At 56.1% G+C, this 18,306-nt stretch carries 4 protein-coding genes; all 4 read left to right on the top strand.

The window, feature by feature from the left end; translation table 11 throughout:
• Positions 1 to 390 precede the first annotated feature (390 nt).
• The 4 genes from Psch_RS02935 (at position 391) to Psch_RS02920 (ending at position 18,189) form a co-directional block, all read left to right on the top strand.
• Positions 391 to 7,182 (top strand): hemoblobin-interacting domain-containing protein, encoded by a 6,792-nt coding sequence (locus tag Psch_RS02935; RefSeq protein ID WP_134217352.1) that lies wholly within the window; start codon positions 391 to 393, stop codon positions 7,180 to 7,182.
• A gap of 323 nt (positions 7,183 to 7,505) precedes the next feature.
• Positions 7,506 to 7,667, top strand: coding sequence for a hypothetical protein (locus Psch_RS02930; protein ID WP_190239068.1), 162 nt, complete (start codon positions 7,506 to 7,508; stop codon positions 7,665 to 7,667).
• A 172-nt stretch (positions 7,668 to 7,839) separates the two neighbouring features.
• On the top strand, positions 7,840 to 12,156 hold the full coding sequence (locus Psch_RS02925) for a beta strand repeat-containing protein (RefSeq protein WP_190239067.1): 4,317 nt from the start codon (positions 7,840 to 7,842) through the stop codon (positions 12,154 to 12,156).
• A 534-nt stretch (positions 12,157 to 12,690) separates the two neighbouring features.
• The gene (locus Psch_RS02920; protein WP_190239066.1) at positions 12,691 to 18,189 is read left to right on the top strand and encodes a fibronectin type III domain-containing protein; all 5,499 of its coding nucleotides are present in this window, start codon (positions 12,691 to 12,693) and stop codon (positions 18,187 to 18,189) included.
• The last annotated feature ends 117 nt before the right edge of the window (positions 18,190 to 18,306 follow it).

The following is an 18,306-nucleotide window of genomic DNA, read 5'->3' as shown; positions in this document are numbered from 1 at the left end:
GTGTGGGCTGCTACAATCCTGCGCCTCTTTCCCGCCCCTGTTTGGCCGCCTTTCGGTTGCCTTTGGAAGGCGGTGGGGACGGTTTAACCAGCGTTTTGATAAAGAGCGATATGAGGTGAGGCGGGTGATGGCAATTATGGCGCCAGCTTTATAAAAACTCCTCGCAAGAAGGACAAAAACCGTAATTGGCAATCATGCTTCCGCCAATTACAATACCCATGTCCTGGGGGCGACAAAAGGCGCCCCCCAGGACATGGCCGGCTGGAAACGCCATTCTTCTCATGATTGGCAGGGAGGTCCATAGCGGAGCACGCACCGGGAGGAGATAAAAGGGAAAGATGGCCCCAAAATGAAGTAAAAACAGGAAAACGAAAGGAAAGGAGCAAGGATATGATCAGAAAAAGACGCAGCCGTCTGCTGGCCTGCCTGATGATTTTAGCCATGCTTTGCACCATGCTTCCCACCGCCGCTTTGGCGGCGGAAGGTCCATCGGGCGGCGCTGCGGGTGCGGAGGTTTCGGTCACGGACGCGACCTACAGCGTGACCGTGGACAGCGCCATAACCGGCGGGAGCATTGCGGTGAATCCGGCCAGCGGCAGCGCGGGTGATACCATCACCGTGTCTGTGACACCGGACAGCGGCAAGCAGCTGGTGGCGGGCAGCCTGCAATACACCGCCGACAACGGCACGACTTATACGGAAATTACCGCCACGGACGGCGTGTACAGCTTTGTTCTCCCGGCGGCCAACGTTATCGTGACCGCCCAGTTCAGCGAGCTGCCGGCAGAAGGTAAAACGCCTCCGGACCTGACTGCCGATACTACGGACAACACCGTGGGTCAGGCAACGGATATTACATTCAGCGATGATGAAGCCTGGCGGAACGCCATCACTTCCATTATCGTCAACGAAACACCTCTGGCCAACGATCAATACGCGGTAAGCGCGGGCAACATCCGTATTGTTGACTCGGTGTTCACGTCAGCCGGCGCATATACCATTCAAATAAAGGCTGCCGGTTATACCGACGCCACGGTGACACAAATGCTGAACGGAGGCATTGATTTCACCTATACTGTTGCCAGTGGCGCGGCCACCATAAGCGGCTATACCGGCAGCGGCGGAAATATTGTCGTTCCGGCCGCCATTGTCCACAACGGAACCGCCTATCCGGTGGTCAGCATTGGCAAAGATGCCTTTAATAATAATAGCACTATTACCACGGTAACCCTGCCGGATGGCCTGGCCAGCATCGGTTCTTCTGCCTTCCGTGACTGCACGGGACTTACCGCGGTAACGATCCCGAACAGCGTGACAAGCATCGGTGCTTCTGCCTTCCGTGGTTGTACGGGACTTACCGCAGTAACGATTTCGACCGGTGTAACGGGCATCGGAAATGGCGCCTTCTATAACTGCACGGGACTTACCGCGGTAACGATTCCGGACAGTGTGACGAGCATTGGGAATAGTGCCTTCTACGGCTGCACGGGACTTACCTCGGTAACGATTCCGAGCAGCGTGACGAGCATCGGATCTTCCGCCTTCCAAGACTGCAGCAAAATTGAGGCGTCTTATTTCCAAGGTAGCATGCCGACATTCGGAACGACCCCGTTTTCCGGTGCAGCTTCTAATTTCGTTCTTTATTACCATATCGGCCAAGCTGCCAGCTGGTCGAATTTCACCACATACACGAAATCCGCCTATTGCCTGCTGACCCTTGACCCCAATTACAGCGGCGGCGCTCCGGCGACCGGCCCCGTGGCGGTTGACGGAAACAAGCACATCGCGGCTCCGGTCGATCCCAGCCGCGACAATTACACCTTCGGCGGCTGGTACAAAGAAGCGGCCTGCACCAACGCTTTTGACTTCGGCAGCGAGACGGTGACCGGCGACGTGACGCTATATGCCGGGTGGACAGGCGGCCCCTCAATACTGCCTGCGCCGGCTTTGACCGCCGATACCACGGACAACACCGTGGGCCAGGCGGTGTATCTCACCTTCACCGACGATGAAGTCTGGAGAAACGCCGTCAGCAGCGTCAGCGTGGACAGCAGCGCTGTGGATAGCAGCAAATATACGATTGAGGCCGGAAGCATCGCCATTGATCAGAGCGTGTTCACCACTGCCAAAGACTATACCATCGTGGTAAGCGCCACCGGTTATAGCGACGCTTCTGTTATTCAGACCATAAACGCAGCATCCACAACCGTCTGGGACGGCTCGGTGGATGTCACCTGGTACAACACCACCGATACCGTATTTTATATCGACACCCCGGCGCAGCTGGCCGGTTTGGCGGCCATCGTCAACGGTATTTACAATGAAGGTGCCACCGTTAACGGCAATCCGGATTATATCGTCTACAACGTCGGCGGCGGCGCCGTTAAAGACGCGACTACCGCTACCTGGATCTACGGCGGCGACGATTTTGACGGCAAGACAGTATACCTGACAGCCGATCTGGATATGGGCGGCGTCTACGACAGCTCGACCGGCGCCTGGAGCGGTCCCATCTATATGCCCATCGGCGGCCAATACTGCATGACTGCTCAGGACGGCACGACGCTTATCGGCTCCTCCTGGAACGGCACCTTCGACGGGCAGGGGCATATTGTCAGGAATATCTACTGCAGCAGGCACGCCGGTTCTCTCGGCTATGAATTCAGCCAGTCCGTCGGCCTCATCGGGCGCATGGGCGTCCATGACAACGATCCGGTAGCCTGGTACGCCACTCCTTCCGTTAAAAATGTCGCCGTCACCGGTTACATCTACGCCAACCGCTCCGTAGGCGGCATCGTCGGCAAAAACGGCCGGAGCAACGGCTCCGTCATCGAGAACTGCATCAACTACGCCTCCGTCAGCAACACCGACTCCAAGGGATGCGGCGGCATTGCCGGCGCCGGATGGAATAACCTGACCATTAAAAATTGCGCCAACCTGGGTTCCATCTACACGTCCTATAAGAACGCCGGCGGCATCTCCGGCAGCTGCGAAGCGAAAGTTTACAACAGCTATAACGTCGGCTATGTAGGCGCCAGCTCGGCCAACCAGGCCCAGTCTCTGGGCACCAACAACGGCGGCGCGGTGTGGACCAACTGCTACTGGCTGGACGGATCGTCCGCCAGCAACCAGGCGGTATATGGCAGTACCACCGGCAGCACCATCACCCAAATGCCGACAACAGACTCCATGAAAACAGCTGAATTCCTGGCCGCCCTGAACGGCGACAGCCGGGCCTGGGTAGCGGATACCCAAAATATCAACAGCGGCTATCCTGTCCCGCGGGCCTGGGCGGATACCGCCACACTAACAAGTATCACCAAAGAATCCGATCCCACCAAGCTCAGCTATGTGGAGGGAGAAACCTTTGATCCGGTCGGCCTGGTTATCTGGGCTAATTACAGCGATGACACCCGCGAAAAAATTACCGACTATACCATCAGCAAAACCGCCCCGCTGGCAAGCACGGATACAAGCATCACTGTCGGCGGCACTTATAGCGGTATGGACTACAGCTACGAATTTCCGATTACGGTCACTTCCAATTCTTTGCAAAGCATCACCATTACCACTCCGCCCACGAACCTTTTGTATGCCGCGGGTGAGAGCTTTGATCCCGCTGGCATGGCTGTAAGCGTAACCTACGCCGACGGCAAAACCGCAGACCTGGCGGCCGGCCAGTATACCGTTACTCCCAGTGTGTTCGCGCCGGGCGACGACAAGGTCACCATCAGCTACACCTCCTCCGGTGTAACCGTGACGGCGGACCAGCCGGTCACGGTTCTGGCCACGGGCGCTCCGGCGCTGGTCGATGGTTTTTACGAGCTTTCCTCGGCCGACCATATGCTGTGGTTTGCCAACCGGGTCAATGTTGGCCGCAGGGCCAGCACAAAAGGCAAACTGACAGAAAACATCGACCTGTCCGCAGTAACCTGGACGCCGATCGGCAGCAGCGCCACTGCATTCTATTCCGGCGCCTTTGACGGCAACGGCAAGACTGTTACTTTAGCCATGGAGGGCTCTACAGCTTGTGCCGGTCTGTTCGGCTATATCCAGGATGCCGCGATCAAAGACCTGACCGTGGCAGGCAGCGTCTCCGGCAGCGGTACCACGGCGGGCATTGTCGTTAATGCTATGGGTTCGTCGCAGATCCAGAACTGCGTCAACAACGCCACTGTCACCAGCACCGGCGCCGGCGAGCTGGTTGGCGGCATAGTTGCCGGCGCCACCGATACCGTTACTATAAGCAGCTGTGTCAATAACGGCAATATCAGCAACGCATCCTGCGGGGGCGGCATTGTCGGCTACATTAGCGGCGCTGTCACGGTGACGGGCTGCACGAATACCGGAGCGGTCAGCGGCAGCTATCATGTAGGCGGCATCGTAGGCAACGATAACGGCAGCAGTACTGTCAATAATTGCCTCAATACCGGCGCCGTCACTGCCACCAGCACGGACATCACCGCAGCCTATAGTGTGGGCGGTATTGTGGGGTATGCAAAATATGCCACCACGATTGACCAGTGCGCCAACAGCGGTGCGGTCAGCGGCGGCGTGATGAATGTGGGCGGTGTGGCCGGTTATTTGAACAATGCCTCCACCATGCTTACCAACTCCTACAACACCGGCAGCGTGACCAGCACCAGCACATCCGCTTCCGCCAATACCGGGGGCGTGGCCGGCCGCACGAATATCACTGCCGGCGCCGTGCAAAACACCTATAACGCCGGGACGATCACCGTGAGCAACAGCGGCGGATTTACCGCCGGCGTGATCGGTTATGCCGCAGCCGGCACCAATATCAAAGATAACTACTATCTCAGCACTACCACTGCCAAAGGACTTGGAAATGCCACCGACAATACTGTCGGCAAAACAAGCGACGAGCTGAAATCCGTTGAATTCCTCGCGGCGCTCAATGGCGACGAACGGGTCTGGGTAGCGGACACCGGCAATACCAACAACGGCTATCCCATCCTGCGTGTCATGACGGGGGATACCTCAACCTTAACCGATATCAGCAAAGAATCCGATCCCACCAAGCTCAGCTATGTGGAGGGAGAGACCTTTGATCCAACCGGTCTGACCATCTGGGCCAATTACAGCGACGGTACGCGGGAAAAGATTACAGACTGCACGATCAGCAAAACAACGCCGCTGGAAATGACCGATAGTGGTACTACGATCACGGTCAGCGGCACCCATAACGGAGTCGGCTTCAGCTATGATTTCCCGATTACGGTCGCAGCCAATGCCCTGGCGAGCATTGCCGTCACCTCCCCGCCCAATGATCTCGTTTATATCGCGGGCGAGACTTTCGATCCCACCGGCATGGTCATAACCGCCAATTATACCAACGGTACAACTGCCGCGCTGACGTCCGACGCGTATACCTACAGTCCCAGCGTACTGTCCACGGGGGATACCGCGATTACCATCAGCTATACCGAAGCCGGTGTGACCAAGACGGTTGCACAGCCTGTCACGGTTTTAGCCGCGGCTCCCACTATGGACAACAATAATGTCTATCAACTTACCACCGCTGGAGAAATGCTCTGGTTTGCCAACCAGGTCAACGTCAGCCCTGATAGCAATAACATTAAAGGCAGACTCTTAAACGACATTGACCTGTCCCAAATCGCCTGGGCGCCTATTGGTATAAGCAGTTCGGTAACCTACGGCGGTACCTTTGACGGCAATAACAAGACCGTCACTTTATCTGCTGCCAATGAGAGCTCCAATTATATCGGCCTGTTCGGCTATGTAAAGGGCGCTGACATAAAGGATCTGACCGTGACCGGCAGTGTTGCGGGGAAGTCGTATGTGGGAGGCATCGCGGGTTCTGCAGTCGACACAAACATTGAAAACTGCGCCAACAACGCAACAGTCACCGGTATATCGTATAGGGTTGGCGGCATTGCCGGCAATACCAGCGGTTCCACTGCGATAACCGGCTGCGCCAACAATGGCAATGTCACCGGTGAATATAATGTGGGTGGCATTGTAGGTTATCATAACAGCAGCGGGACAATCAGTAATTGCGCCAACACCGGTAATATTACCGCAACGAGTGCCTCTACCGCGTCAGCCTATAGTGTGGGCGGCGTCGCAGGTAATATTTACGCAGCAAGTATGCTCGACCAGTGCTACAACAGCGGTGCAGTCAGAGGCTGCGTTATAAACGTGGGCGGCGTGGCCGGCTACCTGAACAACGCAGCCACCAAATTGACCAATTCCTACAACACCGGCAGCGTGACCAGTGAAGCCACCGGCAGCGCCCGTACCGGCGGAGTGGTCGGTTACACTAACAACGCTGCCTGCACCGTGCAAAACACCTATAACGCCGGAACGATCACTGTGAGCAACAGCGGCGCCTATACCGCCGGCGTGATCGGCTATGCCAAGGGCAACACCAATATCAGCAACAACTACTATCTCGACACCACCGCCACGAAAGGCCTTGGTAACGCGGCAGACAACGCCGTCAGCAAGACCTCTGCCGAGCTGCAGGTTTTGGCTCCGGCTTTGGGTGAAAGCTTCAAGCCGGGCAGTGTCTATCCTATCCTTACCTGGCAGACCGGGGGAGACCAAACCTACACCATAACCGTGGACGGCGCCATCAGCGGCGGTTCCGTCGGAGTGAACCCGGCCGTCGCGGCGGCAGGCGAAACCATCACCGTGACCGTGACGCCGGGTGAAGGCAGGCGGCTGGTGGCGGGGAGCCTCAAGTTCAACGACGGTACTACCGACATTGAAATCACCGCCACCGGAGGCGTGTACAGCTTCGTAATGCCGGCGGCCAATGTTGCCGTCACCGCCCAGTTTGAGGACATTTCTCAGGCTCCCAAATATACGGTAACGCCTGTGGAAGATGTATCGGTGTATGAAGTGGGAACAACACACGATGGGATCAGCGTCATGACCGTCAAAACCGGCGTCACCGGCCTAAAATATTTCGGGACGCTGATAACACCGGTTATTGAGCACGGGGGAGAGGAAGCCGTGGCCTTTACTCATCTGCGCGACGGCGTCCAGTTAAGCCTCAACGTCACCAAGGCGGATTTTGACCTTGTCGGTGAAGCCCAATCCGGCTTTAACGTCGAGGCCGGGGATATGGTAAAAGTATTCATTGTGGACGACTTAACCAACGACGTGGACCATAACCCGACCTTGCTGCAGTAGGAAAGGAAAGAGGTGCGGGCTGCTGCAATCCTGCGCCTCTTTCCCGCCCCTGTTTGGCCGGCTTTCAGTTAACTTTGGAAGGCGGTGGGGACGGTTTAACCAGCGTTTTGATAAAGAGCGATATGAGGTGATGGGGGTAATGGCAATTATGGCGCCAGCTTTATAAAAACTCCGCGCAAGAAGGAACAAAAACCGTAATTGGCAATCATGCTTCCGCCAATTACAATACCCATGTCCTGGGGGCGACAAAAGGCGCCCCCAGGACATGGCCGGCTGGAAACAGCCATTCTTCTCATGATTGGCAGGGAGGTCCATAGCGGAGCATGCACCGGGAGGAGATAAAAGGGAAAAATGGCCCCAAAATGAAGCAAAAACATATAAGTGTATATTTAAATAGTCCCTATAAAGTTGAAGGAGGAATTGTAACATATGAGGGGGATTTAGCGGTTGCTGCCAGAGCATCTTTTTATACCGATATGGTTTAACGGCCATCAAATTGTAACCGTGTTTAGGTTAACAGATGCAAAATATTGTCTCTAAGAACTAAAGTTATGGTGGAGGTGGTGTTGCTGTATATTGTGGCAACCGTGATTATAAATAGTTACTGAAAAGGAAGGTTAGTACTTAAGTTGTCAAAATCTTTTTGGAGGGGTGGAAATGCAACAAGTGGGATTCTGGTTTAAATCCAAAAATAAAGCGCTGGTCGGCTGTTTCGCTATGCTGGCCGTGCTGTTAAGTTTTCTCTGTTTGGCCCAGCTGGGTCCGGCCAGCGCTGACAGCACAACCCAAAGTGAACCGGCGGCATCGCTTACGATTAAAGTCGGCTATACCAGTGAAACAAATCCAACCAACACATACACCACAGTGAGAACCTTTACTTACGAAGAGATGGCTGCCATGGCCAATTTGCAGCAGGCTTATTCTTATATCGACAGCATGCCGGCTCCGGTAATTGACGCGGCGAAAGGCGTCTTGATTTCCGACCTTCTGGCGGCGGCAGGCGTCAACACGGGCGCCGGCATGAGCAATGTCAACAAAATATATTTTTACTGCACCGACACAGCACCAAACTGGTATACGAACATGACCAGGGATTACCTGTTTGGGACGCCCCGCTACTATTATCCAAACATCGTAAAGAGCTGGAATCCAGATACCCAAAAACCTGACCAGTCCGGAGCATGGGGCAGTCCTACGGACGGCGCCGTCCAGGTCTACCCGATGCTGGCGGTCGAGGACAACTGGGCTCGTTTTCAAGATCCGCCCAATTTCAACAATATGAGCAGCGCGACCAGGTTCAGGTTGTTGAATGGCCAGACGGAGAGTGACTATACAAACGGTGTGTATACCGCTCCGAAGGCTGCCAAGTGGGTGTGCGAGATCGATGTGATGCTAAAGCAGGCTTCGCCGCCGGCCTTGACGGCCAATGCTGCCGCCTTGGGCCAGCCGGCAACCCTAAACTTTACCGATGACACCGCCTGGCGCGCCGCCATCACTGATATCACCGTGTCCGGCGTCTCCATCGCCGGACAATACAGCGTGACGGCCGGAGCCATCACCATCAACGCCGGCGTCTTTACCGCCGCCGGGGACTACCCGGTCGTAGTCAAAGCTACCGGTTACGCCGACGCCACAGTGACCCAGACCATGGACGCAGCGCCGGGTGTTTTGACCCCGCCGGTTCTGACGGCGGACAGCACGGACAACACTGTGGGACATGACGTCAACTTAAGCTTTACCGATGACGCGGCCTGGCGGGCGGCTATCAGCAGCGTCAGCGTGGACGGCAACGCTGTGGACAGCAGCAAATATACGATTGACGCCGGAAGCATCATAATCGATCAGAGCGTGTTCACCACTGCCAAAGACTATGCCATCGTGATAAGCGCCACCGGTTACAGCGACGCTTCTGTTACGCAGACCATGAACGGAGCCTCCACAAACGTCTGGGATGGCTCGGTGGACGTTTCCTGGTACAACACCACCGACACCGTGTTTTATATCAACACCCCGGCGCAGCTGGCCGGCCTGGCGGCGATTGTCAACGGTACTTATAATACCGGCGCCACCGTTATCGGCAACCCAAGTTATATTGTCTGTAACGTCGGCGGCGGCTCCGTTAAAGACGCGACTGCTAACACCTGGATATATGGCTCCGACGACTTCGGCGGCAAAACCGTCTGCCTGACAGCCGATCTTGACATGGGCGGTGTCTACAATGCGTCCGGCGATAGTTGGAGCGGCCCCAATTATATGCCTATTGGCGGACAATATTGCATGACTTACCAGGACGGCACGACCCTGATCGGCTCTTCCTGGAACGGCACCTTAGACGGGCAGGGACATACGGTAAAGAATATCTACTGCAGCAGGCACGGCGGTTCTCTCGGCTATGGCTTCAGCCAGTCCATCGGCCTGATCGGACGCATGGGCGTCCATGACAACGACCCGGGAGCCTGGTACGCAAGTCCCTCCGTCAAAAATGTCGCCGTCACCGGCTACATCTATGGCAATCGCTCCATAGGCGGCATCGTCGGCAAAAACGGCAAGAGCAATGGCTCAGTGATCGAGAACTGCATCAACTACGCCTCCGTCAGCAACACCGACTCCAAGGGATGCGGCGGCATTGCCGGCGCCGGATGGAATAACCTCACCATTAAAAACTGCGCCAACCTGGGTTCCATCTACACGTCCTATAAGAACGCCGGCGGCATCTCCGGCAGCTGCGAAGCGAAAGTTTACAACAGCTATAACGTCGGCTATGTGGGAGCCAGCTCGGCCAACCAGGCGCAGTCTCTGGGCACCAACAACGGCGGCGCCGTGTGGACCAACTGCTACTGGCTCGACGGTTCCTCCGCCAGCAACCAGGCAGTATATGGCAGCACCACCGGCAGCACCATCACCATGATGCCGACAACGGACTCCATGAAAACAGCGGACTTCCTGACCGCGCTCAACGCCGGCGGCAGGACCTGGGTGGCGGATACCAATAATATCAACAACGGTTATCCCATCCCGCGCGCCTTTACAGCGGACACCTCTACCTTAACAGACATCAGCAAAGAATCAGATCCCACCAAGCTCAGCTATGTTGCGGGACAAACCTTTGACGCCGCGGGTCTGGTGATTTGGGCCAATTACAGCGATGGCACCAGGGAAAAGATCACAGACTACACGATCAGCAAAACAACTGCGCTTGAAGCAACAGACACCACGATCACTGTCAGCGGCGCCTACGGCGGAATGGCATACAGTTACGACTTCACCATTACAGTCGCAGCCGCACCCAGCAAGAACGGCGATGTCTACGAACTTTCCACGGCTGACCATATGTTGTGGTTTGCCAATCAGGTCAACGCTGGCCTCAACAATGCCGTCAGCGGCAAGCTGATGAACGACATCGACTTGTCAGGGGTGACCTGGACGCCCATAGGCATCAGCAGTACCACGAACTATGGCGGTACCTTCGATGGCGACGGCAAGACCATCACTTTGACAATTGACAAAGCTGGCTCCAACTATATCGGCCTGTTTGGCTATGTGCTGGACGGTACGGTGAAGAATCTGACCGTGGCGGGCAACATCTCCGGCGGTACGTATACTGCGGGCATCGCTGGTTATGTCAAAGACGCGGCTACCATTGAAAACTGTGTCAACAACGCGACTATTACCAGCACTTCCAATAACGTTGGCGGCATCGCCGGTTACGTCAGGGGCGCCACCTTGATAACCGGCTGCACCAACAACGGTGATGTCACCGGTACCTATAACGTGGGCGGCATCGCGGGTATTGTTTACGGCGCCGATACAATCAGCAAGTGTGCCAATACAGGCGCTGTCACCGCGACGAGCACCTCAACCAGTTCCTATAGTGTCGGCGGCGTCGTGGGTCATGCTTATGGCGGTTCTACGATAGATCAGTGCTATAATACCGGCGCGGTCAAAGGCGGCGTGATGAACGTGGGCGGCGTTGCCGGCTATCGGCGCGATGCGTCCGACACGTTGACAAATTGCTACAACACCGGCAGCGTGACCAGCGAAAGCACATCCGACACTGCCCATACCGGCGGCGTGGTCGGTTACACCAATGACGCTGCCTGCACTGTGCAAAACTGCTATAACGCCGGCGCCATCACCGTAAGCAATACCGGCGCGTTTACCGCCGGCGTGATCGGCTATGCCACGGGCAACACCAACGTAAGCAACAACTACTATCTCAACAGCACTGCTGCAAAAGGCCTCGGTTATGCAACAGACAACAACAACACTGTAAGCAAAACCTCCGATGAACTGAAGGCCCTGGCTTCGACTTTGGGCGAAAACTTCAAGGCAGGCAGCGTCTATCCCATCCTGGTCTGGCAGGGCACAACCGCTCCTGAGACCTACACCGTGGCGGTGGACGGCAGCATCAGCGGCGGCACCGTAACGGTAGAGCCGGCAAGTGGTACCGAGGGCACAACGATCACCGTCACCGTGACGCCGGACAGCGGCAAGCGGCTGGTGGCGGGCAGCCTCAAGTACAACGGCGGCAGCGGCGACATTGAAATTACCGCCACAGAGGGCGTGTACAGCTTTGCGATGCCGGCTGCGGACGTTGTTGTTACCGCCCAGTTTGAAGACCTTCCCGCTGACTCAGCTCCCCAATACACGGTGACGCCTGTGGAAGATGTATCGGTGTATGAAGTGGGAGAGACAGGCGGGATCAAAACCATGACCGTCAAAGCCGGCGTCATCGGCCTGAAATATTTTGGTGCTCAGCTCACGCCGGTCACAGCGCATGAAGGGAAGGAAGTTGTGGTATTCGTCCATCTGCGCGACGGCTTCCAGTTGAGCCTTAACGTTACCAAAGCGGATTTTGACTTTGTTAACATGGCCCAGGCCGGCTTCAATGTAGCGGCCGGAGATATCGTCAAAGTATTCATTGTGGACAACTTAACCAACAACATTGACTTTAACCCGACCTTGTTGCAGTAGAAAGAGAGGGAGGGGTGCGGGGATCTTTCCCCGCGCCTCATTTCCTCCCTAATCTGGACAAGAAATATGTATCTGCTTATTGAGTTTTTCGATTCACAACACAGCAAAAGATTGCTTTAACACTCAAATAGGTCGGCTAAAATTTTTTTACCGATCTCAAACTAATTAACAATTTTTACAAGTCAACTATGGATTTATCATCCTTAACGAGGTTTTTCCCTTATATCTATAGTATGTGGCGTCTATGTTTCACGTTTTATTGGATTGTGTAAATGTTGGTCTGTTCTGTTGCGAAAATTATCTAAACACCAGGTATGCGGGATTGGTTTTTCGTTTCTTTGGGGCATTAAATACTGCAGTTCTGTACCTTGTTAAAAATTATGAGAGGAGGAATAATCTTGAGCTACCGTTACCATTCGGAACCATTAATGCCAATACAATTATGACGGTCACTTTGGAAGTAGTACCGTTGCATTGCGGTAACGGTTTACAATCCTAAAATGCAAAATGTTTTCCTGTAAGGAGATTGATAACTTGATAAAAATAAGATTTAAATTATTATCAATTTTTTTCGCAAGTATCTTTTTTCTGGGCACTGTGGTACCAGGTATTACGCTTACCGCCAATGCAAGCAGCAGCGTTACCCTGGAGTTGAGTAAGTACGCCGCCCAGCCGGGCGACAGCGTGACCGCGTCCGGCACAGCCGATGCAAACGAGTGGGTTTCCGTCAAAGTACTTGACAGCGCCCAAAGCGTCGTTGTATTTGACGGAGTAAGAGCGGACGCCAACGGCAGCTACAGCTGCACCTTTAAAGTACCGGTTGCTTCCGAAGGGACACTGACGGTCGTGGCGGGGTACGGCAGCAATGTCGCCGTCAAGACCATTACGGTAAGCGCTACACCGGAAGAAGACACCATTGCGCCGACTTGGAGCGAAGAGAAGCTGTTGACTGCTTCCGACGTGAGCCAGAGCAGCCTGACATTAAGTTGGAGCGGCGCGTATGACAACGTCGATGTAACCGGGTACAAAGTATACCAGGGCGATACCCTGCTGACCGCAACGCCGGTGACCGGCGAAAGCTACATCGTCACCGATCTGAATCCGGGCACGGAGTACACCTTCACCGTGCAGGCGGTGGACGCGGCGGGCAACGAGAGCGCGGACGGCCCCAGCTTCACCGTGACCACAGAAACAGAGCCTGGCGGGGAGGACACCATCGCCCCCAATTGGCCCGACGGGGAACTGAGTTATTCCGACGTGAGCCAGAGTAGCTTGACCCTGCGCTGGAACGGCGCGTCTGACAACATCGATGTGACCGGATACAAAGTATATCAGGGCGATACCCTGCTGACCGCAACGCCGGTAACCGGCGACAGCTACAACGTCATCGATCTGAATCCGGGCACGGAGTACACCTTCACCGTGCAGGCGGTAGACGCGGCGGGCAACGAAAGCACGGACGGCCCCAGCGTGCCCGTGAGAACACTGGTTTCCAGTGTCAGCGTTACCCTGGGGCTGAGCAAGTACACAGCCCAGCCGGGCGACAGCCTGACCGCCACCGGCACAGCCGATGCAAACGCGTGGGTTGCCGTCAAAGTAGTTGACAGCGCCCAAAGCGTCGTTGTATTTGACGGAGTAAAAGCGGATGCCAACGGCAGCTACAGCTGCACCTTTATAGTACCGGTTGCTGCCGCAGGGACGCTGACGGTAGTGGCGGGATACGGCAGCAATGTCGCCGTCAAGACCATTACGGTAAGCGCTACACCGGAAGAAGACACCATTGCGCCGACTTGGAGCGAAGAGAAGCTGTTGACTGCTTCCGATGTGAGCCAGAGCGGAGTGACCTTAAGCTGGAGCGGCGCTACCGACAACGTGGGAGTGACCGGATACAACATCTATCAGGGCGATACCAAGCTGAACGCCAGCCCGGTCGCCGGGACAAGCTATCATGTCACCGGCCTGAGCGCGGGTACACGTTACACCTTCACCGTGCAGGCGGTAGACGCGGCGGACAACGAGAGCACGGACGGCCCCAGCGTTACCGTGACGACAGCCGTACCGATTACGGAGCAAAATGTAACAATCACAGACGATGGCTCCAATAAAAACCTTGCCGTAACCGGGGAGACGCCGGCGGATGTCGCCATCACAGTGCCTGCCAGTGTAACTGACGCAACGGTTAACGTGTCGGCATTGCTCGAGGAGCCTGTGTCCGGTACGGTAACCACAACAGCTTTACCGGCACTGAACATAGCGGCCAATACTTCGGTCAGTAACGACCCGATACAGGTAAGCATTCCGGCGGGAACCACTATGAGTGCTCCCGAAGGGTGGGACGGCACCGTTCATGTGCCGACAGTCCAATCCAATGATTCCGTAACAGTAACGCCGGACAGTGGAAATACCGCTACAGTTAACACTGTGATCGAAATTGGCTATGGCGATGCGCCATTGACCTTTGATAAGGCCGTAAGGATTCTGATTCCAGGTCAGGCAGGCAAAGATGTTGGTTACAGCAGAGGAGGCGAGTTCACCAAAATAACCACTATCCTGGACGCCGACAGTCAGGAGGCAGGCGACGCATTACCTCCGGGCGGTGACGGCAGGATTGACATTGGCGACGACCTGGTGATTTGGACCAAGCACTTTACCTCATTCATCACTTATACGCAAACTCCGACTGGAGGAGACACCACCGCGCCGACATGGAGCGAAGAGAAGGAGTTGACTGTCTCCGACATAAGCCAGAGCGGAGTGACCTTGAGCTGGAGCGGCGCTACTGACAACGTGGGCGTGACCGGGTACAACGTGTATCAGGGCACCACCAAGCTGAACGAAACGCCGGTAACCGGCGAAAGCTACACCGTCACCGGCCTGGCTCCGAACACGGAGTACACCTTCACCGTGCAGGCGGTGGACGCGGCGGGCAACGAGAGCACGGACGGTCCCAGCCTGCCCGTGAAAACACTGGCTTCCAGTGTCAGCGTGACCCTGGAGCTGAGCAAGTACGCCGCCCCGCCGGGCGACAGCGTGACCGCCACCGGCGCAGCCGATGCAAACACGTGGGTTACCATCAAAGTACTTGACAGCACCCAAAGCATCATAGTATTAGATCCCGTAAAATCCGACGCCAACGGCAACTACAGCTGCACCTTCATTTTGCCCGGTACTGCCGAAGGGACACTGACGGTCGTGGCGGGATACGGCAGCAATGTGGACGTCAAGACCATTACGGTAAGCACTACGCCGGGGGACACCACCGTGCCGACATGGAGCGAAGAGAAGCAGCTGACAGCTTCCGACGTGAGCCAGAGCGGAGTGACCTTGAGCTGGAGCGGCGCTACTGACAACGTTGGTGTGACCGGATACAACATCTATCAGGGTACCACCAAGCTGACCGAAACACCGGTAACCGGCGATAGCTACATCGTCACCGGCCTGGCTCCGAACACGGAGTACACTTTTACCGTGCAGGCGGTAGACGCGGCGGGCAGCGAAAGCACGGACGGCCCCAGCGTCATCGTGACCACGGAATCGCCCATCATTGTAGGGTATAGAATTAAAATTAACGGAATTGAAGTAACAGACAGGCCCTTTGTTAAGATGGACGGTATCGTGATGGGACCGGTCAGATCTGTGGCTGAAGCGCTGGATATTCAATCCTATTGGAATGAAGCAACGCAGCAGATTGTCTTCACAGCGTCGGATAAAAACCTTGCCTTGACGGTCAATAGCACTAGCGGCACTTTAAATGGGAGTCCGGTTGTTTTGCCCGTTCCTCCGATTCTTTATGATGATATAACCATGGTTCCCCTGCAGTTCGTGGTCGAGACATTCGGAGGAACAATGGAGGTAATTGATGGGACTGTGAACGTTCCAACCGTGTTCCCTGCCGGCGGAGCGGCGGTGGTAGCCGGCAGCGTGTTGATTCTGGAGACTGCCACCAGCGATGCGGCCATCCACTATACCCTGGACGGAAGCGTGCCCACCGCCGATAGCCCGACCTACACCGGACCCATCACCATCAACGGGGCGGTTACGCTCAAAGCCATTGCCGTCAAGTTCGGAATGGAAGACAGCGCCGTATTGACAGCCTCATATACCATGGCCGTACCGATTGGCACCACAACCGTTGATGTAGATACGAACAGCAAAGACCTGGCCATTACCGATGCTACAGTGCAGCTGGGCGCTCCCGTTGCCGTGAACGTGCCTGACAGCGTAACCGACGCCAGAATCAGCGTGGCCGCTCTTATGCACAAGAACGCCGACGGCAGCATAACCACCGGAGCACTGCCCGCTTTGACCATAGCCTCCAATACTTCGATCAGCAGCGACCCGGTAAAAGTAAGCATTCCCGCGGGGGCTACCGTAAGCGGTTCCGCAGAGTGGAACGGCACTATTAATTTGCCGACAGTGCGGCCCAACGATTCCGTAACGGTAACACCGGACAGCGGGTATACCGCCACAGTCAACACCGTGCTTGAAATCGGCTTCGGCGACGTGCCGCTGACCTTCGACAAGGCCGTGCGGATCCTGCTTCCGGGTCAGGCCGGCAAAGAAGTCGGCTACAGCAGGGGAGGCGTTTTCACCAAAATAGCCACTATCCTGGACGCCGACAACCAGGAGGAGGGCGACAAACTGCCCCCGGACGGCGACGGCAAGATAGACGTCGGCAACGACCTGGTGATTTGGACCAGGCACTTTACCGCATTCGTCACCTACACCCAAACTCCGGTTGGGGAGGACGCCACCGCGCCGAGTTGGGACAAAGGCAGTCTGACTGCCAGCGATGTGACCAAGAGCAGCTTGACCTTGAGCTGGAGCGGCGCCACCGACAACGTGGGAGTAACCGGATACAACATCTACCAGGGTACCACCAGGCTGAACGCCAGCCCGGTTAGCGAAAGCAGCTACACCGTCAAAGGCCTGAGCGCCGGAACAACGTACACCTTCACCGTCCAGGCGCTGGACGCGGCGGGCAACGAAAGCAGCGACGGACCCAGCGTCACCGTGACCACAGCAAGCGGCAGCGGTGGTGGCGGCGGCGGTGTAAGCGCGGTGCGCTCCACCACCGGGACCGCAATGGTACCCCCCGGTGCGGGCGGCGCCATCAGCCTGGGTGACGAAGCCACGATAATCATACCGGCCAACGCGCTGCAAGGGACCAGTAAAGTAGAAGTAAAAGTACAGAAAGTAGACCAGCCACCCGCAGCGCCCGCAGGCTTCAGACTGGCCGGCGCCGTATACGAGTTCAGCGTGGGCGGTGCGGACAGCTACAGCTTTGCCAAAAAGGTGACCATAAAAATAAGCTTCGATCCCGACTTAATCGGCGACGGCGAGACCCCGGTGCTCCAGTACTACGATCAAGCCCAGTCCCAGTGGATCAACATCGGCGGAACCGTCTCCGGTACTGTCGTAAGCGCCCAGGTGGATCACCTCACCAAATTTGCCGTCATGGTTGCCGTGGAAACAGAAGAAGAACCACCGGAGGTTCCTGCGGAAGTCCCGGCGGAAGCTCTGAAAGACATCGCCGGCCACTGGGCCTTCGACAACATCAACAAACTGGTTTCCCTGGGGGCCGTCGCCGGTTATCCCGACGGCAGTTTCAGACCCGACAGCAGCATCACCAGGGCCGAGTTCGCCACCGTAGTGGCAAAGGCATGCAAACTGGAGCCTCAAAGCGGAAAAGTATTTGGAGATACGGCCGGCCACTGGGCCCGGGAGTACATTGCCACAGCAGCCGCCAACGGGATTGTAATGGGCTATGACGACAGCACCTTTGGCCCGGACGACCTGATTACCCGGGAGCAGATGGCGGTGATGATTGTAAGGGCAGCCAAGCTGGCCCCGGCAGCAGGGGAGACCTCCTTTAGCGACAGGGGCAGCATTTCCGGTTGGGCCTTGGAAGCCATGGCCACGGCGATGGAAAACGGGATTATGAATGGTTATCCCGACCATACCATCCAGCCCCAGGGCAATGCCACCAGGGCTGAAGCTGTCACGGTAATTGTGAAGGCATTGGGTCTTTAATCCGAGTAGCAATGTTGATGTTGGGTGAAAGTCCAATGTGTGTGGTACCAATGTAGAAAGTCTGTTCTTTAACACCTGCACGAATCAACCCGCCATCTACCTTACGCGGTTATGGTG

The organism is Pelotomaculum schinkii, from assembly GCF_004369205.1.
Lineage (GTDB): Bacteria > Bacillota > Desulfotomaculia > Desulfotomaculales > Pelotomaculaceae > Pelotomaculum_C > Pelotomaculum_C schinkii.
This window is presented reverse-complemented; position numbering and strand designations above follow the sequence as displayed.

What these genes read in the sequence shown, in the direction of transcription:
- Psch_RS02935 (WP_134217352.1), top strand. Translation starts at nt 391, where the DNA reads ATGATCAGAAAAAGACGCAGCCGTCTGCTGGCCTGCCTGATGATTTTA.
- Psch_RS02930 (WP_190239068.1), top strand. Translation starts at nt 7,506, where the DNA reads ATGCACCGGGAGGAGATAAAAGGGAAAAATGGCCCCAAAATGAAGCAA.
- Psch_RS02925 (WP_190239067.1), top strand. Translation starts at nt 7,840, where the DNA reads ATGCAACAAGTGGGATTCTGGTTTAAATCCAAAAATAAAGCGCTGGTC.